Source organism: Hydrogenophaga sp. GW101-3F08, from assembly GCF_059424585.1.
The window spans coordinates 155,489-178,544 of record NZ_JBWKZP010000005.1 but is presented as its reverse complement, the minus strand read 5'-3'; the positions used below and the strand labels follow the sequence as shown (position 1 = coordinate 178,544).

The 23,056-nt window shown below is 66.5% G+C and carries 20 protein-coding genes; 8 read left to right on the top strand and 12 right to left on the bottom strand.

Annotated features, from left to right (window positions below; all coding sequences use genetic code 11):
* Positions 1-101 precede the first annotated feature (101 nt).
* The 8 genes from AC07YZ_RS14850 (at position 102) to dgoD (ending at position 9,398) form a co-directional block, all read left to right on the top strand.
* The gene (locus AC07YZ_RS14850) at positions 102-1,643 is read left to right on the top strand and encodes a sugar ABC transporter ATP-binding protein (RefSeq protein ID WP_494795290.1); all 1,542 of its coding nucleotides are present in this window, start codon (positions 102-104) and stop codon (positions 1,641-1,643) included.
* A complete protein-coding gene (locus AC07YZ_RS14845) occupies positions 1,636-2,679 on the top strand; it encodes an ABC transporter permease (protein WP_226494277.1) in 1,044 nt (347 codons plus the stop codon). Before AC07YZ_RS14850 ends, AC07YZ_RS14845 begins: the two co-directional genes overlap by 8 nt.
* Positions 2,676-3,716, top strand: coding sequence for a galactofuranose ABC transporter, permease protein YjfF (yjfF, locus tag AC07YZ_RS14840; protein ID WP_226494278.1), 1,041 nt, complete (start codon positions 2,676-2,678; stop codon positions 3,714-3,716). The genes AC07YZ_RS14845 and yjfF overlap by 4 nt, the downstream gene beginning before the upstream one ends.
* Positions 3,717-3,746: 30 nt before the next feature.
* The gene (locus AC07YZ_RS14835; protein WP_494795289.1) at positions 3,747-5,480 is read left to right on the top strand and encodes an IlvD/Edd family dehydratase; all 1,734 of its coding nucleotides are present in this window, start codon (positions 3,747-3,749) and stop codon (positions 5,478-5,480) included.
* A 7-nt stretch (positions 5,481-5,487) separates the two neighbouring features.
* A complete protein-coding gene (locus AC07YZ_RS14830) occupies positions 5,488-6,420 on the top strand; it encodes a dihydrodipicolinate synthase family protein (protein WP_494795288.1) in 933 nt (310 codons plus the stop codon).
* Positions 6,421-6,553: 133 nt separating this feature from the next.
* Positions 6,554-7,528, top strand: a complete 975-nt coding sequence (locus AC07YZ_RS14825) for a 2-dehydro-3-deoxygalactonokinase (protein ID WP_494795287.1) — start codon at positions 6,554-6,556, stop codon at positions 7,526-7,528.
* Positions 7,529-7,562: 34 nt separating this feature from the next.
* A complete protein-coding gene (locus AC07YZ_RS14820; protein ID WP_226494282.1) occupies positions 7,563-8,207 on the top strand; it encodes a 2-dehydro-3-deoxy-6-phosphogalactonate aldolase in 645 nt (214 codons plus the stop codon).
* Between the two features lie 42 nt (positions 8,208-8,249).
* Positions 8,250-9,398 (top strand): galactonate dehydratase, encoded by a 1,149-nt coding sequence (dgoD, locus tag AC07YZ_RS14815; RefSeq protein WP_226494283.1) that lies wholly within the window; start codon positions 8,250-8,252, stop codon positions 9,396-9,398.
* A 31-nt stretch (positions 9,399-9,429) separates the two neighbouring features.
* Here dgoD and AC07YZ_RS14810 read toward each other — a convergent pair whose 3' ends face one another.
* The 12 genes from AC07YZ_RS14810 to AC07YZ_RS14755 all read right to left on the bottom strand — a co-directional run bounded on the left by AC07YZ_RS14810 (position 9,430) and on the right by AC07YZ_RS14755 (position 23,042).
* Entirely contained in the window at positions 9,430-9,939 is a 510-nt protein-coding gene (locus AC07YZ_RS14810) for a hypothetical protein (RefSeq protein WP_494795286.1), read from the bottom strand.
* Positions 9,936-10,499 carry a hypothetical protein gene (locus AC07YZ_RS14805; RefSeq protein ID WP_494795285.1) on the bottom strand — a complete coding sequence of 188 codons (564 nt, stop codon included), beginning with the start codon at positions 10,497-10,499 and terminating at the stop codon, positions 9,936-9,938. The genes AC07YZ_RS14810 and AC07YZ_RS14805 overlap by 4 nt, the downstream gene beginning before the upstream one ends.
* 58 nt (positions 10,500-10,557) lie before the next feature.
* A complete protein-coding gene (locus AC07YZ_RS14800) occupies positions 10,558-12,153 on the bottom strand; it encodes a GspE/PulE family protein (protein WP_494795284.1) in 1,596 nt (531 codons plus the stop codon).
* Positions 12,154-12,159: 6 nt separating this feature from the next.
* On the bottom strand, positions 12,160-13,359 hold the full coding sequence (locus tag AC07YZ_RS14795) for a type II secretion system F family protein (protein ID WP_494795283.1): 1,200 nt from the start codon (positions 13,357-13,359) through the stop codon (positions 12,160-12,162).
* Positions 13,356-13,838, bottom strand: coding sequence for a prepilin-type N-terminal cleavage/methylation domain-containing protein (locus tag AC07YZ_RS14790; RefSeq protein ID WP_494795282.1), 483 nt, complete (start codon positions 13,836-13,838; stop codon positions 13,356-13,358). The genes AC07YZ_RS14795 and AC07YZ_RS14790 overlap by 4 nt, the downstream gene beginning before the upstream one ends.
* Positions 13,839-13,849: 11 nt before the next feature.
* The gene (locus AC07YZ_RS14785) at positions 13,850-14,269 is read right to left on the bottom strand and encodes a type II secretion system protein (RefSeq protein WP_494795281.1); all 420 of its coding nucleotides are present in this window, start codon (positions 14,267-14,269) and stop codon (positions 13,850-13,852) included.
* Entirely contained in the window at positions 14,256-14,765 is a 510-nt protein-coding gene (locus AC07YZ_RS14780; protein ID WP_494795280.1) for a type II secretion system protein, read from the bottom strand. Before AC07YZ_RS14780 ends, AC07YZ_RS14785 begins: the two co-directional genes overlap by 14 nt.
* Positions 14,762-17,053 (bottom strand): secretin GspD/PilQ domain-containing protein, encoded by a 2,292-nt coding sequence (locus AC07YZ_RS14775; RefSeq protein ID WP_494795279.1) that lies wholly within the window; start codon positions 17,051-17,053, stop codon positions 14,762-14,764. The genes AC07YZ_RS14780 and AC07YZ_RS14775 overlap by 4 nt, the downstream gene beginning before the upstream one ends.
* 72 nt (positions 17,054-17,125) lie before the next feature.
* On the bottom strand, positions 17,126-18,118 hold the full coding sequence (locus tag AC07YZ_RS14770; protein WP_494795278.1) for a hypothetical protein: 993 nt from the start codon (positions 18,116-18,118) through the stop codon (positions 17,126-17,128).
* A 24-nt stretch (positions 18,119-18,142) separates the two neighbouring features.
* The gene (locus tag AC07YZ_RS14765) at positions 18,143-18,442 is read right to left on the bottom strand and encodes a hypothetical protein (protein ID WP_494795277.1); all 300 of its coding nucleotides are present in this window, start codon (positions 18,440-18,442) and stop codon (positions 18,143-18,145) included.
* Between the two features lie 285 nt (positions 18,443-18,727).
* Positions 18,728-19,093, bottom strand: a complete 366-nt coding sequence (locus AC07YZ_RS14760) for a hypothetical protein (protein WP_494795276.1) — start codon at positions 19,091-19,093, stop codon at positions 18,728-18,730.
* Positions 19,094-19,130: 37 nt separating this feature from the next.
* Positions 19,131-23,042, bottom strand: a complete 3,912-nt coding sequence (locus AC07YZ_RS14755; RefSeq protein WP_494795275.1) for an RHS repeat domain-containing protein — start codon at positions 23,040-23,042, stop codon at positions 19,131-19,133.
* Positions 23,043-23,056: the final 14 nt, after the last annotated feature.

The following is a 23,056-nucleotide window of genomic DNA, read 5'->3' as shown; positions in this document are numbered from 1 at the left end:
GGGGCGGCACTGGCCGTCCGGCAAAGCCGGCCCGGCGGTGCCCTGGCCTGGGCTGCTTCATGCGTTGCGGTTCGCACTCCGGCACCACATGACGACCTGAGATGAGCACGTCCACCCCCACCCCCGTGCTGGAGCTCACGGGCGTTCACAAGCAGTTCTCGGGCATCCCCGTGCTGCGCGACGTGCAGCTGCGTCTGTACCCGGGCGAAATCCACGCGCTGATGGGGCAGAACGGCGCGGGCAAGTCCACGCTGATCAAGGTGCTCACCGGCGTGCTCGAAGCCAGCGGCGGGCAGATGCGGCTGGGCGGCGGAGCGCAGGGGCAGACCACGGCCTGGCCCGATTCGCCACGGGCCGCGCAGCGCCTGGGCATCAGCACGGTGTACCAGGAGGTCAACCTCTGCCCCAACCTCTCGGTGGCCGAGAACATCTTCGCCGGGCGCTACCCGCGCCTGGGCCTCGCGCAAGGTTTCCGCATCGACTGGGCCACGCTGAACCGGCGCGCCCGCGAGCTGGTGGCGCGCATCGGGCTGGACATCGACGTGACGCGGCTGCTGTCGGACTACCCCGTGGCCGTGCAGCAGCTGGTGGCGATCGCGCGCGCGCTCAGCATCGAGTCGCGCGTGCTGATCCTGGACGAACCCACCTCCAGCCTGGACGACGACGAGGTGCAGAAGCTGTTCGAGGTGCTGCGCCGCCTGCGCAGCGAGGGCCTGGCCATCGTGTTCGTGACCCACTTCCTGAACCAGGTCTACGCCATCTCCGACCGCATCACCGTGCTGCGCAACGGCAGCTGGGTGGGCGAGTGGCCGGTGGGCGAGCTGCCGGCGCAGGCGCTGATCGCGGCCATGCTGGGGCGCGAGCTGGCCGCGCAGTCCACCGAGGCGCCCGTGTCGCCCGTGTTCGACGACGTGACGCCGGCCCTGCTGCAGGCCGAGGGCCTGGGCCAGAGCGGCCAGCTGCAGGCGGTGGACCTGCGGGTGCGCGCGGGCGAGGTGGTGGGCCTGGCCGGCCTGCTGGGCGCGGGCCGCACCGAGCTGGCGCGGCTGCTGTTCGGCCTGGAGTCGCCCGACCGTGGCGTGCTGCGCATCGACGGGAAGACGGTGGCGTTTTCCAACCCCATGGACGCGATCCGCCACGGCCTGGCGCTGTGCCCCGAAGAACGCAAGACCGACGGCATCGTGGCCGAACTCTCGGTGCGCGAGAACATCGCGCTGGCGCTGCAGGCGCGCATGGGCGTGGGCAAATTCCTCTCGCGCGCCGAACAGACCGCGCTGGCCGAGCGCTACGTGAAGCTGCTGGGCATCAAGACCGAGAGCGTGGACAAACCCATCGGCCTGCTCTCGGGCGGCAACCAGCAGAAGGCCATCCTGGCGCGCTGGCTCGCCATCGAGCCGCGTCTGCTGATCCTGGACGAGCCCACGCGCGGCATCGACGTCGCCGCCAAGCAGGAAATCATGGAACAGATCCTGCGCCTGGCGCAGGCCGGCATGGCCGTGCTGTTCATCTCCTCCGAAATGAGCGAGGTGGTGCGCGTGGCGCACCGCATCGTGGTGTTGCGCGACCGCCGCAAGGTCGGTGAACTCCCGGCCGGGAGCAGCGAAGACGCCGTCTACGAACTCATCGCCGCCGAACATGTCTGAAACCCATCCCTTGAGCGCCGCGCTGCGGCACCGCCTCGCCTGGCCGCTGATCACACTGGCGCTGCTGCTGATCGTGAACACGGTGTTCAACGACAGCTTCCTGCACATCGAGTGGCGCGACGGCCACCTGTATGGCAGCCTGATCGACATCCTCAACCGCGCCGCGCCGCTGGTGCTGGTGTCGCTGGGCATGACGATGGTGATCGCCACGCGCGGCATCGACATCTCGGTGGGCGCGGTGGTGGCCATCGCAGCGGCGGTGGCGGCCTGGATGATCGGCGGCTCGGTGGCGGGCACCGAGACCCGTTTCCCCATGCCGCTCGCCATCGGGGGCGCCATCGGCGTGGCCGCGCTGTGCGGCCTGTGGAACGGCGTGCTGGTGGCCAAGGTGGGCATGCAGCCCATCATCGCCACGCTGATCCTGATGGTGGCGGGCCGGGGCATCGCCCAGCTCATCACCGACGGGCAGATCATCACCATCTACTACAAGCCCTTCTTCTTCCTCGGTGGGGGCTACCTGGCAGGCCTGCCGTTCTCGCTGTTCATCGTGGCGGCCGTGTTCGCCGCGCTGTACCTGGCCGTCACGCGCACGGCGCTGGGCCTGTTCGTGCAGGCCGTGGGCATCAACCCGACGGCGGCGCGTGTGGCCGGCGTGCAGTCGCGCCGCCTGATCGTGGCCGCTTACACCTTCTGCGGTGTGTGCGCGGGCATCGCCGGCCTGCTCATCAGCTCCAACGTGAAAAGCGCCGATGGCAACAACGCCGGCCAGTTGCTGGAGCTCGACGCCATCCTGGCCGTGACCCTGGGCGGCACGGCGCTGACCGGCGGGCGCTTCAGCCTGGTGGGCAGCGTGATCGGCGCGCTCATCATCCAGACCCTGACCTACGCCATCTACTCGCTGGGCGTGCCACCCGAGATCAACCTGGTGGTCAAGGCGGTGGTGGTGTTCATCGTGATGCTGCTGCAGTCGCCCGAGTTCCGCGCCCAGGTGGGTGTGCTGGTGCGCCGGCCCGGCGTGCAGGGAGCGTCGTCATGAGTGCGGTCCCCACCCCCTCGTTCGACGCCGCAGCGAATCCCGTGGCGCCTATGCCGCAAAAGACCGTGCGCTCGCGCCTGAACCCCAAGTTCCTGCCGCTGATCGCCACCATCTCGCTGTTCGTGGCCATGGCCACCATGGGCTCGGTGCTCTACACCGGCTTCTTCTCGGCCCAGGTGTTCCTCAACCTGCTGATCGACAACGCCTTCCTGATCATCGTCGCGGTGGGCATGACCTTCGTGATCCTCTCAGGCGGCATCGACCTTTCAGTGGGCTCGGTGGTGGCGCTTAGCACCATGGTGCTGGCCGCGCTGGTGGAGCACCGGGGCTGGAGCCCGCTGGTGGCGATTCCGCTGGTGCTGCTCATGGGCACGGCCTTCGGCGCCTTCATGGGTTTCCTGATCGAGCGCTTCCGGCTGCAGCCCTTCATCGTCACGCTGGCGGGCATGTTCCTCGCACGCGGCCTGTGTTACCTCATCAGCATCGACTCGATCAGCATCACCAGCGAGCCCTACTCGGAGCTGGCGCAGTGGCGCCTGCCGCTGTGGGAAGACGCCTCGCTCTCGCTGGGCGCGGTGATCGCCGTCGCCGTGCTGCTGGCCGCGGTGTTCATCGCCCACAACACGCCGTTTGGCCGCGCGGTCTACGCCGTGGGCGGCAACGAGCAGTCGGCCGTGCTGATGGGCCTGCCGGTGCGCCGCACGCTGGTGGGTGTGTACACGCTCTCGGGTTTCTGCTCGGCACTGGCCGGCGTGGTGTTCACCTTCTACATGCTCTCGGGCTACGGCCTGCACGCCGTTGGCATGGAGCTCGACGCCATCGCGGCCGTGGTGATCGGCGGCACCCTGCTCACCGGCGGCGTGGGCTACGTGGCCGGCACGCTGTTTGGCGTGCTGATGCTCGGAATCATCCAGACCCTGATCTCGTTTGACGGCACGCTGAGCTCCTGGTGGACCCGCATCGTCGTCGGCATCCTGCTGTTCGTTTTCTGCCTGCTGCAACGCCTGCTGACGCACCGCGCGTCCAAGCGGTCCTGATCCCCTGCTTCCCCCCATTCCCCACACACCATGACCACCCCCAAACGCAAACTCCGCTCCACCGAATGGTTCGGTACCGCCGACAAGAACGGCTTCATGTACCGCAGCTGGATGAAGAACCAGGGCATCCCCGACCACGAGTTCGACGGCCGCCCCATCATCGGCATCTGCAACACCTGGAGCGAGCTCACGCCCTGCAACGCGCACTTCCGCAAGATCGCCGAACACGTCAAGCGCGGCATCTACGAGGCGGGCGGCTTTCCGGTCGAGTTCCCGGTGTTCTCCAACGGCGAGTCCAACCTGCGCCCCACCGCCATGCTCACGCGCAATCTCGCCAGCATGGACGTGGAAGAAGCCATCCGCGGCAACCCCATCGACGCCGTGGTGCTGCTGGTGGGTTGCGACAAGACCACGCCCGCCCTGCTGATGGGCGCGGCCAGCTGCGACGTGCCGGCCATCGTCGTCACCGGCGGCCCCATGCTCAACGGCAAGCTGGAGGGCAAGGACATCGGCTCGGGCACGGCCGTTTGGCGGTTGCACGAATCGCTGAAGGCGGGCGAGATCAACGAACACCAGTTCTTCGCGGCCGAAGCCGGCATGTCGCGCTCGGCCGGCACCTGCAACACCATGGGCACGGCCTCCACCATGGCCTGCATGGCCGAGGCGCTGGGCACTTCGCTGCCGCACAACGCGGCCATTCCGGCCGTGGACGCGCGCCGCTACGTGCTGGCCCACATGTCGGGCCGGCGCATCGTGGAGATGGCGCACGAAGGGCTCACGCTGTCCAAGATCCTCACGCGCGAAGCGTTCGAGAACGCCATCCGCACCAACGCCGCCATCGGCGGCTCGACCAACGCGGTGATCCACCTGAAAGCGATCGCGGGCCGCATCGGCGTGCAGCTGGAGCTGGAGGACTGGACGCGCATCGGCCAGGGCACGCCCACCCTGGTGGACCTGCAGCCCTCGGGCCGCTTCCTGATGGAAGAGTTCTATTACGCCGGCGGCCTGCCCGCCGTGCTGCGCCGCCTGGGCGAAAACAATCTGCTGCCGCACCCCGATGCGCTCACCGTCAACGGCAAGAGCATGTGGGACAACGTGCGCGAGGCCCCGCAGTACAACGACGAGGTGATCCGCACGCTGGACAACCCGCTCATCGCCGACGGCGGCATCTGCATCCTGCGCGGCAACCTGGCGCCGCGCGGCGCGGTGCTCAAGCCCTCGGCCGCCTCGCCCGAGCTGCTCAAGCACCGGGGCCGCGCCGTGGTGTTCGAAAACCTCGAGCACTACAAGGAACGCATCGTCGATGAGAGCCTCGACATCGACGCCAGCTGCGTGATGGTGATGAAGAACTGCGGACCACGCGGCTACCCCGGCATGGCCGAGGTGGGCAACATGGGCCTGCCCCCGAAACTGCTGCGCCAGGGCATCAAGGACATGGTGCGCATCTCCGACGCGCGCATGAGCGGCACCGCCTACGGCACCGTGGTGCTGCACGTGGCGCCCGAGGCCGCCGCCGGTGGCCCGCTGGCCGCCGTGCGCGACGGCGACTTCATCGAACTCGACTGCGCAGAAGGCCGCCTGCACCTGGACATCAGCGACGCCGAACTGGCCGAACGCCTGGCCGCACTGGACAACACCGACATGGGCGGGCGCGGCGGCTACCAGCGCCTGTACGTGGACCACGTGCTGCAGGCCGACGAAGGCTGCGACTTTGATTTCCTCGTCGGCTGCCGCGGCTCAGCCGTGCCCCGTCATTCACACTGATCCGATCATGACCTCTTCTTCCCGCATGCCGCGCTACCGCGGCATCTTCCCCGTCGTGCCCACCACCTTCCACGAGGACGGCACGCTCGACCTGGAGAGCCAGAAGCGCTGCCTCGACTTCATGATCGACGCCGGCGTGGACGGCCTGTGCATCCTGGCCAATTTCTCCGAGCAGTTTTCCCTGTCCGACGACGAGCGCGAGACCCTCACTCGTTTGTCGCTCGAGCACGTGGCCGGGCGCGTGCCGGTGATCGTGACCACCACGCACTACGGCACCTCGGTCTGCGCGGCACGCAGCAAGCGCGCGCAGGACATGGGCGCGGCCATGGTGATGGTGATGCCGCCCTACCACGGCGCCACCTTCCGCGTGCCCGAGCCGCAGATCTTCGAGTTCTACGCCCGCGTGTCCGACGCCATCTCCATTCCGATCATGGTGCAGGACGCCCCCGCCAGCGGCACCGTGCTCTCGGCCCCGTTCCTCGCGCGCATGGCGCAGGAGATCGAGCAGCTGGCCTACTTCAAGATCGAGACGCCCGGCGCGGCCAGCAAGCTGCGCGAGCTGATCCGACTGGGCGGTGACGCCATCGAAGGCCCGTGGGACGGCGAAGAAGCCATCACCCTGCTGGCCGACCTGGACGCCGGCGCCACCGGCGCCATGACCGGCGGCGCCTTCCCCGACGGCATCCGCCCCATCATCGAAGCGCACCGCCTGGGCAACCACGATCTGGCCTTCGCCCTCTACCAGCGCTGGCTGCCGCTGATCAACCACGAAAACCGCCAGGGCGGCATCCTCACCGCCAAGGCCCTGATGAAGGCCGGAGGCGTGATCGCCTGCGAAGCCGGCCGCCACCCTTTCCCAGCGATGCACCCCGAAGTGCGCCGCGGGTTGTTGGACATCGCGCGGCGACTTGACCCGCTCGTGCTCCGCTGGGGACGCTGAGAGGTATGAGCCCCCTGCGCCGCTTCGCGTCTTCCCCAAAAAGGGGGGACGCACCTGGTGGCCCGGCGAAGCCGGTTCCACGGGTGCACTGGGCGGAGTCGCTGTGCTCCGGCCAGTTCTTTGAGAAAGTGATATGAACCCATCCGAACTGCTCGAAACACCCGTGCTGATCGCTCTCGACTGGGGCACCAGTTCGCTGCGTACCTATGCCATGGGGGCGCACGGCGCGGTGCTGGCCGCGCGGCGCAGCGAGCACGGCGTGATGCACCTGCCCGCCGGCCCCGGTGTCGACTCACCGGCCGCCGCCTTCGAGCAGGCGCTGCAGGCGCTGTGCGGCGACTGGCTGGCCGACCACCCGTCCGCCCCGCTGATCGCCTGCGGCATGGTCGGCAGCGCACAGGGCTGGCGCGAAGCACCCTACCAGCCGCTGCCCAGCCGCGAGGCCGATCTGGCGGAAGCGGTGACCCGGATCGAACGCCCCGGTGGCCAGCCGCTGCACGTGGTGCCGGGCCTGCTGCAGGCCGGCGAGCTGCCCAATGTGATGCGCGGCGAAGAGACCCAGATCATGGGCGTGCTGCAAAGCCGGGCGACCGGGCGCCACACGCCGTCGCGGCTGCTGATCGGCCTGCCGGGCACGCACACCAAATGGGCCTGGGTCGAGGACGGCGCCGTCACCCGCTTCGAGACCTTCATGACCGGCGAGGTGTACGCCGCGCTCTCCCAACACACCATCCTGGGCCGCACCATGGAGCTGGGCGGGCCGCAGGACGAACCGGCCTTCGCGCGCGGCCTGCGCGTGGCGTGCTCCAAGCTGGGCGCTTTGGGCGTGCTCTCCACCGTCTTCAGCGTGCGCACCCTGGGGCTCACCCGCCAGCTCCCCGGCAGCGCCCAGCCCGACTACCTGTCGGGGCTGCTGATCGGGCACGAGGTGGCGGCGCTGGCGTCCACCCTGCGGGACGGTCCGGCGGTGGTGCTGTGCGGCGAGCCGGAGCTGTGCCTGCGCTACGCGACCGCGCTGGAAGCGCAGGGCCTGCCGACGCCCGAGATCCGTTCCGGCGTGACGCCCCTGGGCCTGTGGCGCATCGCCCAGGCCGCTGAACTGGTATGAAGCGCCCCCCGCGCCGCCGCTCTGGAACACCGACATGAACATCCCCCGCTCCTTTCACCAGGCCCTGTCCGAGTGCGGCCTGATCGCCATCCTGCGTGGCCTGCGGCCCGAAGAGGCCGTCGCCATCGGCCGCGCCTTGTACGACGCGGGCTTTCGCATCATCGAAGTCCCGCTGAACTCACCCGATCCGCTGGCCAGCATCCGCGCCCTGCGCGACGCCTTGCCGGCCGATGCCCTGGTGGGCGCCGGCACGGTCATCTCGGCGCAGGCCTGTGCCGACGTGGCCGCCGCGGGCGGGCAGATCGTGGTCATGCCGCACAGCGACCCGGCGGTGATCCGCGCGGCCAAGGCCGCCGGCATGGCCTGCGCGCCCGGCGTGGCCACCCTGACCGAGGCCTACGCCGCGCTGGCCGCGGGCGCGGACATCCTCAAACTGTTTCCCGCCGAAGCCCTGAGCCCCGCCGTGCTGAAAGCGTGGCGCGCCGTGCTCAGGCCCCCGGTAGCCCTGGTGCCCGTGGGCGGCATCACGCCCGAGAGCATCGCGCCCTATGCCGCCGCCGGCGCCAGCGGTTTCGGCCTGGGCTCGGCCCTGTACCGCCCCGGCGACAGCGCCGCCGACGTGGCCCGCCACGCCGCCGCCTTCATGCAGGCCTGGCGCCTGGCCTGCCCCGCTGCCTGACGCCCCAACACCCCTCACCCCATTCCCGACGAGCACGTTTCCATGAAGATCACCCGACTGACCACGTTCCTGGTGCCACCGCGCTGGTGTTTCCTGAAAATCGAGACCGACGAAGGCATCACCGGCTGGGGTGAGCCCGTGCTCGAAGGCCGCGCCCACACCGTGGCCGCGATGGTCGAAGAGCTCGCCGACTACCTGGTCGGCAAGGACCCGCGCCACATCGAAGACCACTGGACCGTGATGTACCGCGCCGGCTTCTACCGCGGCGGCGGTATCCACATGAGCGCGCTCGCCGGCATCGACCAGGCGCTGTGGGACATCAAGGGCAAGGCGCTGGGCGTGCCGGTGTCCGAGCTGCTGGGTGGCAGCGTGCGCGACCGCATCCGCGTCTACAGCTGGATCGGCGGCGACCGCCCCAGCGACACCGCCGCCGCCGCGAAAGCGGCCGTGGCCCGGGGTTTCACCGCCGTCAAGATGAACGGCACCGAGGAGCTGCAGTTCATCGACACCCACGACAAGATCGAGCGCTGCCTGGCCAACGTGGCCGCCGTGCGCGAGGCCGTGGGGCCCAACGTCGGCATCGGCGTGGACTTCCACGGCCGCGTGCACAAGCCCATGGCCAAGGTGCTGGTGCGCGAGCTGGAGCCCTACAAGCTGATGTTCGTGGAAGAGCCGGTGCTGAGCGAACACCACGAGGCGCTCAAGGAGCTGGCCCACGTGGCGACCATGCCGATCGCGCTGGGCGAGCGGCTGTACTCGCGCTGGGACTTCAAGCGCATCCTGTCCGAAGGCTACGTGGACATCATCCAGCCCGACCCCTCGCACGCCGGCGGCATCACCGAAACGCGCAAGATCGCGGCCATGGCCGAGGCCTACGACGTGGCGCTGGCGCTGCACTGCCCGCTGGGCCCCATCGCGCTGGCGGCCAATCTGCAGATCGACGCCGGCTGCTACAACGCCTTCATCCAGGAGCAGAGCCTGGGCATCCACTACAACGCCGCCAACGATCTGCTGGACTACGTGAGCAACCCCGAGGTGTTCGCCTACCAGGACGGCATGGTCACCATCCCCACCGGCCCGGGCCTGGGCATCGAGGTCAACGAGGCCTACGTGCAGGAACGCGCCACCGAAGGCCACCGCTGGCGCAACCCGGTGTGGCGCCACAAGGACGGCAGCTTTGCCGAGTGGTGAGAGGCCACCGGGGCATCGCCCCGGCCCTCGCTCAACGCTCCCAGACCGCCCGAATGCCGGAGCCCGACAGGGTCTGGCTGTTCGAGGCGCCCACGGAGATCAAGGACCAGTGCCCCGATGAAGCCTTCATGTGGTTCAGCGCATAGGACAACTCCGCCACACGCGTCCATCCGTCCAATTGGTATTCGACCCGAACCTTGTCAGGGTAGGTGCCGGCCTGCACCGACAGCAGTCGTATGCCAGGCATGTCAATGCCTTCGAGCCCCCCCATCAATTTGTTCCAGTCGTGGCGCAGCGTGGCATCGGCCTCTTTGACCCAGGGTGGCTCTGCCTGCGGAGAACCCTCGGGCTTCCGCACCTCCAAGGCCCCCCGGATGTTCGCATGGAGCTCTGCCATCTTCTTCTGCACGTCGGCTCGCGCCGCCCTGGCCTGCCACTCCAGCCACACACCCGCAGACAGCGCCAGCAGCAAGACGACCACCATGGCCGCCGCCAGAAAACGCGGCCGCCGGGTCACAAAGTGAATGTGCAGCGGCTTCATGTCGCCTCCACCTCAAAGCAGGACTTCCAACCGCCCGTGCTGTTCGCCGGATCACCGCTGCGGGATGTCCAGGCCAGCCGCACGCGCGCGCCATCGACACCCGCCGCCAGCACCACCGGCCCGCCATCCGGCTCCAGCAACTCAAGACCGGAGGCATGGCGCAACAGCTTTCGATGGGCGAGGGTCAAGTGCGACCACATGGGTTCAACGGCGACACATCGCCACCCTTGGCTCCCAACCCACTGGCGAATCAGCTCCAGCATGGCGCCAGGCATCGCAGCCGCCAAGCCATGAACCGTGGGCGAAAGCACACAAGCCATCTTGTCGGCCTGCTCGGCAGCCAACCCCCAATGCAATGCCGCCTTGCGCTGTGCGATCCAGGCCCGTTCTTTCCAATGGATGCCTTTGGGCACCTCGAAGATCACCGGCGGGCACAGCTGCGCGCTCAAGCTGATATGGACGCGACAGCGCGACCCGGGTGCATCCGCCCGAAGCGCCTCGTCCACCTTGCGCAGCAACGCCTGCAAGGGCAGCGTCGTGGGTGCGGTCACCGAGGCCATGGGCCGGCCGGGACGCCGGATCCAGACCTGGCCCCTGCACACGTACAAATCGAGTCGCTCAGCCCAGACCGACCACACGGTGGACCTCCTCGATCGTGGTGCGTCCGTCACCGACCAGCTCCAGTGCCTGGTAAGCCAGCCGATGTCGGCCATCGCCGTAGAGCAGATCCTTGAACGCCGACATGCTCTCCTGGGCCAGCATCATGTCGCGAACCCGATCGTTGAGCACATGCACTTCCGCAAGCACGAAGCGCCCTCGGTAACCCGTCCCACGGCAGGCGGGGCATCCCGCCGCCACAGGCACCCTGGCCGGAACGGGCAGAGCCTCCTGCTTCAACTGCGCTTGCTCCAGCGGCGACAGATCACGCCATTGGATGCAATCCGGGCAACACTGGCGCAGCAAACGCTGCACGACCACCCCATTGAGCGCCGAGGCGAGGGCAAACGCCTCGATCCCGAAATGCCGGAAACGGCCCAACACATCCGGCAGGCTGTTGGCGTGGACGGTGGTGAACACCAGGTGCCCGGTCAGGGCCGACTGCACCGCAATCTGTGCCGTCTCCGGATCGCGGATTTCCCCGACCAGAATCTTGTCCGGGTCGTGCCGGAGGATCGAGCGCAGCCCCGTCGCAAAGGTCAGGCCCTTTTGCTCGTTCACGGGAATCTGCAAGACGCCTGGCAGCTCGTACTCCACCGGGTCCTCGATGGTGATGATCTTCTCCAACCCATCGTTGACCTCGGACAGAGCGGCGTACACCGTCGTGGTCTTGCCGCTGCCGGTCGGGCCGGTCACCAGCAGCATGCCGTGCGGCTTGGAGGCCAACGCCCGGACCCTGCGGGCCAGCTCCGCTGAAAACCCCAGCAGGTCCAGCGAAATCGTGGCGGTCTCGTGGCGCAGCTGCGCTTTGTCCAGCAACCGCAGCACCGCGTCCTCGCCAAAAATGCTGGGCATGATGGACACCCGCAGGTCCACGCCGTCCCCTGCATCGCTTTGCCAGCGGATGCGTCCGTCCTGCGGGCGCCGTCGTTCGGTGATGTCCAACTGCCCCATGACCTTGATGCGGGAGATGACTTCCTCGGCCTTGGCCGGGTCCTCCAGGGCCGGCCCTGCCGACATGACGCCGTCCAGGCGGTACTTGACATGAATGCCTTTGCGGTTCGTCTCAAAGTGGATGTCGCTCGCGCCACCCGCATAGGCACCCGCAATGGCCTCATTCACGAACGACACCACCGAACCCTGAGGCACCGCGGGTGAGGCTTCGAGTTTGGAGGTATCCGCAACCACACGCGAACGCCCCGCCCCTGATTGCGCTCGCTGCCCGGGCAAGGCGATGGCCAGGCGCAGGTCCTCTCGGCCCGCGCCGTCCAGCCGGCGCATCGACTCGGCCGACCACGGGTCGTCAACCAGCAGATAGCTGGCCTGTTCGATCACAAGCAGCGCCGCAGCCTCATCGGCCGACAAGACCGTCGCCGCGCGCCAGAACGTCGGCGCCATGGGCAGCACTTCCACCCCTTGCCAGTCGGCCAAACACCGCGCCAACTGCTCGGCCGGCACGCCGCCGGCCGCGAGCAGGCGCTCCCAGAGCCAGCCCTCCAGCTCAGAGGGTTGCCGCCTGGCCTCTTGGATCAAAGATTGAAGTCGTTCTGGTGTCATACAAGGTCAACGCAAACGGGTGGCCATGTCGAAGACAGGCAGATACATCATCACCACGATACCGCCCACCATCAGCGCCACGGCCATCAGCAGCACGGGCTCGACAATGCGCGTCAGTCGCTCGACAAACAGCTCAAAGCGCTCACCATGCATGCGCGAAACCACATCGGCCGCGAGATGAAAGCTGCCGTTGCGCTCGGCCGCCGCCATCAGGCGTCGCCCCACCTCATCACACAAATGCGCGTCGCTCAAGGACTGGGCCACCGGCGCGCCCTGCTCGATCCGGGCCAGCGCATCCCGCAACGACCGGGCCAGGTTTTCGTCCAGCGCGGAGCGGCTGGCCACCGCCAGGGCTTCGGTCATGGGGTAACCGCCCTTGAGCATGAGCGCCAACGCCTGGAACATCATCGCCAGCTGAAAATCTTCCACCCTGCGCCGAACGTACGCTGGTTTCTGAATCCAGACCATGACCTGGCGCCTGGCCATCCCGCTCCAGCCCCAGGCCAATGCGGCCAGGATCAACACAGCCACCGCCGTCAATGCCAGGGCGTGGTGGGCACTGACCCACAGACTCAACTCAATCATCCAGCTCGCGGCACCTTGCGCATCGCCGCGCACCTGCGCGTACATCCGTGCGAAATTCGGCATCACCACCAACAGCAGGAACAAGGAAATACCCACACCCAAGGTCGTGACCAACGCGGGGTAAATGGCCGCGCTGGCGACCTTGCGTTTGAGCGCGGTGATCATCGTGTCAAAACGCAGGTAGTCGTCCAGGGCCTGGGCCAGATCGCTGGTCCGTTCCCCGGCCTTGACCGCCGCTACCAGAACGGACGGCGCACCCGGCGTCTCCACCAATGCGGTGGACAAGGACTTGCCTTGCTCCAGGTGGCGCAACAGCTGGGCCGCCAGGGACCCGCTGTTTCCCATGGCCCGTTCCCGCGCCGAAAGGGTGTCCACCGCTTCCACCACCGTCATGCCCGCCTGAATCAAGGTGCGCAACTCCCGGCAGAACAGCGCGAACGACGGTGCCGCCTTTCGTTTCCATGGCGGGAGAAACTGGCGAACAGGGCGGATACCCAGGGGCACCAGGCCATCGGCCAGCAAGCGGGCCCGCAGCGCGGCCTCGGACGGCGCTTCGCGCACCTCCTCGGTCACGCTCCCCGAAGCCTCCTGCAGCAGACGCACACGGAAGGTCTGGCTCATTGCGGCGCCTCCAAGGCCTTCGAGGGCGGCACATAGACGAAACGCCAGTCGACATAGCGCGCCGCCGGCTCCACCCCATACACGGCCAGATCGACCCCGCTGGTACGGATCGAAGGCGCATGGCTCAAGGAATACACCCCCGCCACCCCGCCATCAGGGGCACGCACCAGGCCCCATTCGTCGGAGCGTTGGATCGGGTCGGCATACAGGCGGCGCAAATGCCGCCGCAGCACCACCGAACGGCGATCGTCCAACAGGGCCTCCAGACTGGGCGGCCACTGTTTCACCACCCCCGGTGACGACTCCACATACCGGCCAATCGCATCCCGAATCGCCGCGCCCACACGCAACAACTCCAACTCGCGTTCACGCTGTGCCTGGGTGGACACCACCCACATCACGCCCTGCAAAGACAAGGCCAGCAGCACAAGCGCCGCCAGCACCGCCAGCATCGTGAAGCCCCGTTGTCGCGCACGCATGGGCCCGATCCTCACCACTGGGAAAACGGGGTGCCGTCGCGGGCGCGTTCAGGCGAGCCGCTTCTGACATCGAACACACCATCGCGCTGGCCAGCCACCGGTGGCACGATCACCCAGCTGTCCGTCCCCCCCGTCATCGGGTCTTCGGGAACGGCCCGTATGTAGCGCGCGTCCACCAGTTCCTTGAGGTTTTTGGGATAGCGACCCTTGTCCCGGTAGAACAGATCGACCGCCTCGCGCAAACCCACCAGGTTCTTGCGCAGCACCGTCTCGCGCGCATCGTCGATGCGGTCGAGGTACTGTGGCGCGATGAGGCTGGCCAGGATCGCGACGACCGCCAGCACCACCAGCAGCTCAATCAACGTGAACCCAGCGAACGCTCCACGTCCGCGTGACGGGCGCGGCCCATTGACGGACTTACCACGACGCATGGGGTGTTCCATCCATTCCCAGCGCATCCGACCACGAGCGCAGATCAAACACATCGGCCCCGGGCTTGGGGTCGTCTGGGGGCGAAGCGAAGCTGCGCAGCCGCCATGTCGCTTCCGGCGGCAACGACGCGGGCGCAAACGGGTCGCGCGGCACCCGGCGCAGAAAGTACAGCTTGCGCCCCGTGCCGCCGGGGCGCATGTCGTCCACCCCCGCCACCAACACACCCAAGCTGGCCGGGTAGCCCGAGCCCGCCGGGCCAGCGGCAATGAAACCCTTGTCCGCCAGGCGTTTGTGCTCGTCGATGGCCGAGCGGATCTCCCACAGAGCCGCCCTCAAATCGCGCTCCTTCTGCGCCTGGACCATGGCTTCACCCAAGGGCATCACCGCCGCCGCCAGAATGCCCAGCACCGCCATCACCACCAACAGCTCGATCAGCGTGAACCCACGGGCCAGTGGCCTGCCCGCACCGCCCCAGCCCAGGAGCCTGGTGTTCATGGCACCTGCACGGACCACTGCGGTTTGACCGGCATGGGCACCACCACATTGACGCCGAGCACATCACCGCTGTGCACGGCAATGCTGGCCGGGCCCGCGGCCAGGGCCTTCACGCGCAGGCTCACCACATCGCCCTCACCGGTCACGCCCTGCGAAACATTGCTCAACAAGCCCAGGCTCAAGCGCCCCTCCTTGGCCCGCACGGCGTGCGTGAAGCTGCTCACCGCATTGCCTTGCTGGAAGTAGTCCCCCTCGTTCACGCCCACGATCTGCAGGGTGTCGGGCGTAAACCGCAGGTTCAATGGCAGGGCGGTCAAAGGCACGTCGGACTTGGCCTGCAACACCACGGTCGCTTCTTCGCCCACCTTTAGCTGGGCCGGCCCCTGAAAGCTCAAGGCAAAACCGGCTGCCTGCGCCTGCGTTTCCGCGGACGTGGTGGGCGTGGCTCCCGCCGTGGCCGGCTCCGCCGCCATGCCTTGGGGCGAGTTGCCCAGGGCGCCCACCAAGGGTTTGACGCCCGAAACGGGCGGCGGGCGCAGTCGCGTGAAGCTCTCCGTGCCCACCCACATCTCGGCCTGCGCCAGGTCTGGGTTGGGCGCACTGCGCAGGATGCGCGGCGTGATGGCCAACACCAGCTCGGTGCGCTGGGTATCGTCCTTCTGGCTGGAGAACAGGCGCCCGGCCAACGGCAGGTCGCCCAGGCCCGGCACGCGGTTGGACGTCATGCGGTCTTCGTTGGTGATCAGGCCGCCCAGCAACTGGGTCTCGCCGTCGCGCAAGCGCAGGGTGGTGTTCGCGTTGCGCGTGCCAATCTGGTAGGCCACCGAGCCGGTGGAACTGCGCACCTCGCGTGCCAGCGAGCTGACCTCCAGGGCCAGTTTGATGGCCACCTCGTCGTCGGGTGAGACGGTGGGCTCCACCTCCAGCTTCAGGCCGACATCGAGGTAGTTCACGCTCTCTGAAACGAAGCCACCACTGGAGGCCGCCGTGGTGGTGATCACCGGCACCTTGTCACCCACCATGATGGTGGCTTTTTCCTTGTTGCGCGCCCGGATGCGCGGGTTGGCCAAGGTATTGAAGTCCCCCACCTCGCGCTTGAGGTTGACCAGCAGATTGCCCACCGACAACCCCACCTGGGCATAGTTGATGCCATTGAAGCCACCACGCAGATTCAGGTTGTTGAAGGTGTCGACCGTGATGCCGGTCTGGTTGGGCATGGGCAGCAGCGAGAGCGAGAAATTGTTGGGGAAATTCACCCCCAGCTCGGTCAACCGAGAAGACTTGACCTCCAGCACCTCCACTTCGAGCATCACCTCGGCCTCGCCCATGTCGTGCAGGGCCACCAGGCGTTCGGCCACCGCCATGAGCTCGGGCGACTCACGCAACGCCAGCATATTGGCCCGTTCGTCCACATACGGTGGCTGTATCCGCAACATGTACTGCAGCAGTGTGGAGGTGGCTTTGGCGTCGGCGTGTGAGAGGTGAAACACGCGGATCACCTGCTCCCGGTGCTCCTTGTGTTTTTCCGGCGTGTTGGGGTAGACCAGCACCGTCTTGCCGTCCACGATGCGGCGCGAGAGCTGAAACGCGCCGAGCACCAAGTCGATGGCGTCTTCGACCCGTGCTTCCCGGATGTACACGCTCGCACTCTGCTCGGTCTGCACTTCCCGGTCGAGCACGAAATCAATGCCTGTGCCGAGACGGATCGCCTCCAGCAAAGACGACAGCGGCGCCTGCCTGAAGCTCAAGCTGATGGGCCGGGTCTCGGCCAGGCTGTGCTGGCGGGCAAACGCACTGTGTTGGCGCAGGTCGGCTTCCAGTTGCCGCTTGTAGGCCAGCAGGTCGGGCTGGCGGGGCGTGCGCACCAGGCCCTGGTCCACCATCTGCAGGGCCTGCACCAGCTGCGCTGGCTGCCCGCCCTGCGCGGTTTTTCGGGCCAGCGCCAGCGCCTGCAGGGCCGCCTCTTCGGCACGCAACTGCGCTTGCAGGTCACGCACCCGCGGGTGTTCGGGGTGCAGGGTGGCCGCGCGCTGGAGCGTGTCTTGCGCGGCCTGCCACTGCCCGGCTGCGCGCTCGGCCGTCACTTGCGCCAACAGACGCGAGACCACGTCCGTCTGCGCCGTGGCCAAACCCGCCCGCAGGAGCGCGCTTTCGGGGTATTCGGCCACGCCTTCCTTCAGGGTCTGGATGGCCTGCTCGTAGCGCCCATCGCGCATCAGTTTGTGGGATTCGTCGCGAATGCGTTGCTGGGCGCAGCCGGCCAGGCCCACCCCGAGCAACAGCACCATCGCCCATGTCCAACCTCTTGTCCAAGGGCTGCGGCCACCCTCTTCCATTGTTTTGCGTGTGTGCATGCTGGATTATCGACGTTCGAACCGGGGGGCCTGCGGCAGGCTGAACCGCAAACGCTCCTGGGTATCGGGGTGCAGCAGTTCCATCGTCTGGGCGGTGATGCGGGCCACCCGATGGCCGCGCGGACTCTCGTCGCCTTCGGCCAGGGTGACCACGGCCGCCGGGTCGCCCCAGTGGCCCGTGATGCGGTACCGCCCGTCTGGCCCCCGCAGGCGCCCCAGTGTTTCCCACACCAGGGGCGGTCGCGCTGGCGGCAACTGAACCGCTGGCGCGGGCGGGGGCACGTAGGCCACCACCGGCGCCGGCGGCGGGGGAGGCGCCGTCATGCCAAAAGGGTCACGCCTCGCTTCGGCCAGCAAGGGTCGCAAGGGCGCGGGCGCGCCCGCCAAGGGCGGTGCGGCCAATGCACCACCCCCTCCAGGCTTGAGCCACAGCCGCCACGTCCAGTCGGCGCTGAGGTGACCCGAGCCGTCACTCGGTGGAGACTGCCAACGCAGGCGCTCCACCCCCAGGCTCGGCAACTGCTGCATGTGGGCCTGCCAGGTTTTCAGGGCCGCGTAGCTGCCGCGGGCCGAGACCTGCAGCACCGCATAGGAAACCGGAGCCGGTTGGCCGACAGCCTGTGGCTCGGGGTAAGTCACGCTCAGTTGCTGCAGCGACACCCCGGCGGCCTCGGCCGCCGCGTGGGCGGCCACCCGCACCCAACCATCCACCCCCTGCGCGCGGCTGGGCCAGAACGCCAGCTCCATGGGGGCCTGTGCGCCGGAAGCCACCCCGGCACCGGATGGGCGCTTTTCAGCCGCATCCCTGGCGGCCCGCGTTTCGGCCCATTGGCTTTGCAACATGCGGAGCTGCGCATGGCTCACGCCCAGCGCGCGCTGCTGCCATTGCCTCTGCCCCAACAGCCCCAACCCAGCAACGCAGAGCACCCCAGCCAGCACCCCCCATTGCGCGGCGGGCGGCCAGGCAGACCACGGCCGGTGCAGGTCCAGCGTCAGCATGCGGGGCCTGCGCATCCCCGCCACTCAGAACGACTGCGACTGGTTGCCGCGGTAGCCAGTAACGATCTTGCGGGTCACCCCGTCCTCGTCATGCAGCGTCACCAGCAGGGTGGTGTGGCGGTAGGTGTTGGCGTCGGTTTCCCAGGTGAGGATCTGGGCCTTATCGCCATCGGCCTGGCGGCGCTGCGGTTCGGTGCCGACCACGGACTTGACCTGGACTTCGCTCATGCCACCTTCGATCACGTCGTAGGCGCCGTAGAGGTCGGTGGCGCCGGCTTGTTCGTTGCCGCCGCCGCAGGCGGAGAGGAACACCACTCCCAGCATAGCGTGGACCGCCGAGCGCTTGACCCAAGATAGTGCTGAGGGCTTCATCCGTTCATCCGATTCCTGTAAATTAACTAAACACACGCCATCTTCTTTCAACCGGAAAAAGCTGAATTCAAGACGCGATCATATCCAATATGTGATAACCAAGACGGGCGGCAGCTGCATACCGAACACGAATGGAATTTAAGACATCAACCGCTCGAACAAAAAATCCAAAATCATCAATGATTTTCAATCAATTTATCGATAAAACTTGATCTTGGTTTTATTACGGACAACCCATCACATCAACGCATTCAGGAGCTGTTCGCCACACGAATAAAACCCATTCCATAAAGTAATTACCGCCACCGCAAGAACAATTACCAACTCAAAAATCATGCAAGACAACAACACGCCAAAACCACTTGATTTCGACAAAACAATTCTCGTTAATGCATGATAAACCTCCTCACCACGCAGAACCTTTCTGTACGCTCGAACCCCCCCGACCTCGACAATCAAAAAAGTGGCAACAAATAGAAGCAATCCACCCACATCAATATTACACAATACACCTGAAATTATCGCAATCATCCCCAACACACATATGAGCCACTCATACCTCAGTCGAGCCAATACAAGGATATTAGATTTTTCAGCATCCATTTTCTACATACAATCCATCACAACAATCCACACAACCTCAATTTCCCGATCCTTTTTGCGACTCCCCCACGCCAATGCCAACTATTTTATCTATAACATAACCCCAGCTCTCCACCACACTATTCGACCAAACATTTCCTGCTATTTTATTTCCGTGCGACAGAACCGATCCTCCAACTGCACCAGCTCCAGTCCCCGCAAGCTGTGAGATCAAAGCGTCCGAATTACCCGTGATCTTTAGATCAATAAGCGCAGACTCATACCCTAGAACCGCATCCGCAAATCGACAAGGAGCGGCGCCTAGTCCACAAACTGCAATAGCAGTTTGACCAACGTTTGCAGTAGCAAGAAGCCCCCTGCGAGCGCCATCAACTGCGGCATGCCCCATGTCTCCATTTGTTCCTCGCAACGGCGCAGAGGAGAATAGCCTGTTCAGGCAACCGTGCGCCAAGCAATTGAATGCGTAGCCCATCGCACCCATCACTGCGCCATCTTCAAAGTTGCCCCCAGCAGCAACCGAGCCAAGCCCCCCGCCAATCACTGACGATGCCCAACTGTGCCCCAGCACCATACCGGTACCGACACCCACCGCTGCCCCCGCGGCACCACTGGAGCAGCTTCCTCCCTGAACCTTGCTGGCGGCGCAGCCAACGACTGCGTGGGCCGCGATTCGTGCCACGTCACCATAAGCTCCAATATCGCCAGCCGCATTGAATGCCATGGCCGTTGCGTATGTGGTTGCCCCAGCCTTGAACGCGGCGTTGGCTGAACCAGTCGCTTGGTATGAGTAGTAGGAATCCCAGGCCGCTGCAGCGTATTGACCAGCGCCCCAAATGCTGGCCACCGCCGTCACGATGATCTTGCCTGCAGCATAGGTCTTTTTGCTGCTCATGACCTTCTTGTCGACCTGCTTCTGCCCCGGGTGAGCCGCAACAGCCTTGAAGACGTTCGTCATTGTGGGCACATGCGTGGCCTTGAACACGCTTCTCACAAAACGACTGAAGCTCCAGTACCCGGTGGGGTCGGTGTAGGCCAACGGATTGTTGAGCACATAGGCATAGCGGTTGAAGCTCTGCAGATTGTCCGGCGCCTGGATGTAAGGGTCCGCGGTAAGGAAGCGCCCGATGGCCGAGTCGTAGACCCGCCCGTTCATGTTGATCACGCCCATCTCGTCCATGTGCTCGTGCATGGTGTAGCCACGCTTGGTCACGCTCGAGGTCAGGTTGCCGCTGGGGTCGCTCGGACCATCCACCTGGCGCCGCTTGCCCCAGGGGTCGTAGGCCAGGCGTTCAACCACGGCCCCGGCCTCGTTGGTGATGGCCGCCAGGCTGCCCAGGTGGTCGTGGTGGAAGTAGCTCACCGCCTTGGCCGGCTTGCCGTTGAGGTTGCCTTCGCGCTGGGTGTGCAGCGCGAACTGTGCCCCACCCGCGCTCAGGTAGTGCTTGTGCTCGATCAGGCCGTTGGCCTTGACTTCCTTCTCATAGCTCAGGCCCAGGCTGTCGGGGCCGTTCATGTACCAGGTGGTGCCCGCTTCCATGTGGCTGGGCGCGTTGCTGGTGAGCGTGATGGTCTGGCGCAGCCGCTGGTGTTCGGGGCCGTAGACGAAGGCGACCGTGCGGTCGGCCACCGCATCGGTGGGGTTGGCCGGGTCGCTCAGGTTGCCAAAGCGCATCTCCCGGATCTTGTTGAAGCTGGTGTACTCCTCCCAGCGCACGGTGTGTGCGCCGCCGGCCTGGTCCTGGCTGACGGTGTACATCAGGTTGCCGTTGCCCATGGCGACGTCGCCCTGGCCCAGGTTGATGTTGCGCACGCCGGGCAGGTAGTCGTCAAAGGCGTAGGCCAGGGCCTTGTTGCCGGTATTGGGCACGGTCACCGCGCCCATGGCGCCCGACCAGTTCTCCTGCGTGGTGGTGATGGCCGTCAGGCGGTTGGGGCGCTGCGCGTCGTAGTGGTAATAGCCGACGTCGCTCTTGTATTTGATGTTGCCGCGCTCGTCGAAGAGCACCTGCACGCTCTGGCTGTTCTCCAGGCTACCGCCCAGCTTGCTGGTCATGCTCAGGCGGTTGAGCGCGTCGTAGCTGAAGCTTTCGGCCACGCCGGTGTTGGCGTCGCTGCGCGTGAGCAGGTTGCCCAGCTTGTCGTAGGTGTACGCGTGGTTGAGCACGTTGCCCGTGGCCTGGCCGTTGAGCGTGGCCTGGATGCCATGGACCTTGCCCGTGACGGCTTCGATGTCGCGCTGCGTGACGATGTTGTTGCCGTTGAGGTAGGCCGTCAGTCGCCCTTGCGGGTCTTTGTCCAGGGCCTGCCAGCTGGCGTTCTGCGTGCCGTTGTCCACCCCGCGCACGCGCAGCAGGTGGCCCGCCGTCCATTCGGTGCTGGCGGTGGTGTATTCGTAGATGGCTTTGTAGCCGCTGGGCCAGGTCTGCTCTTTCAGGCGGCCGGTAACGGCGTCGTAGCTTTGGGTGACCACCGCCGGTTGCGCGGCGTTGTCCAGCACGTTGGAGGTGCTGGTGGGCCGGCCCATCAGGTCGTAGGTGTGCCGGCGGCGGTAGCCGTTGTCGGCCGTGGCTTCGCAGAGTTTGCCGATGCCCGCGCCGCAGCTGCTGCCATCGGCCCGCTGGTCGTAGTACCAGTTGCTCACCAGGTCGGGTTCGGTGCGCTGGCGCAAGCGCCCGAGCACGTCGTAGCTCATGGTGGTGACCTTGCCAAGGCTGTCTTGCTGCCAGACCAGTTCGCCAAAGACGTTGTAGGCGTAGTCCCAGCGGCCCATGGCCGGGTCTTGCATGCTGGTCTTGCGCCCGCGCACGTCGTAGGTGAGACGGGTGACGGAGCCGGCCGCGTTGGTCTGGGTCAGTTGCCCCAGTGCGTCGTAGGTGTAGCGCACCTCCGAACCGAGGTTGTCAACGATGCGATCGGTCTGGCCCAGCGCGTTCTTGTAGATGGTCTTGACCTGATTCAGCGCATTCGTGATGGTCACCACCAAGCCGTTGTAGCTCGTCTGCAGGACCGACGACGCGCCGCTGCCATCGGGGGTGGTCTCTTTGACCACACGCCCGAGCGCGTCGTATTCGTAGCTGCTCCACCAGGGGTTGCCACCCTGGATCAGGTAGGGAATGGACTGGAAGACGGTCTGGCCCAGCGCGTTGTAGACGGTGTCCTGGATGGTGGCCATGCGGAAGGCCGCATCGCGGTGGAAGAAGCCGTCGCTTCGGGTGCGCACCGCCCGGCCCAGGGTGTCATGGAACTGGTAGCTGGACGCCGCGAGGGGCACGCCGTCGGTGCCGTAGGAGGTTTCCTTGACGTACCACTCCAGCGTGTGCGTGAAGCCGCCATGGCTCACGGGAGTCGCACACAGCGGGTCCACCGCCTGCCCGGGCACCTGGCACAGCTTGTACTCCGTGACGGTGTAGGTGCCGTCGGCCCGGTTCTCGCGGATCTTGCGCCCGAAGCTGTCGTACGCCCAGGTGGTGATGCCGCCGTTGGGGCCCACCAGCTTCAGGGGTTGACCCGTACGGGGGTCCGGCTCGCGGCTCTCGCCCTGCTCCGCGGCGTTGGTCTCTTGCGTGGCGAACACACCCGCCGGGGTGGTGTAGCTCACACCATCAATGCTGACGGCCGACGGCGCCTCATAGGCCCTGGCGCTGGCGCGGGCCACCGAAGCGCTGGAGATCGCATGGCCGCTGGCACCCGCGCACGCAGAGGTGCTGGTGCCCGTCGGGTTGCCCTGGGCGCTGTAAGTGTGGGTGGTCTGCAGGCAGTTGTCGGGCTGATCCGGCTCAATCACTTCCTTGATCAACACGCCCGCTGCGTCGTATTCGAAGCTGCTGACGCGGGTGATGGTGCTCTGTGCATGGGCGCTGGCGACCACCAGACCCAACAAAACACCCAGTGCCGACAGCAGCACCCCGCGACCCACACGGCGCGCGCGCGCCTGATCAATGTTCTTCATATTCCCTCCCTCCA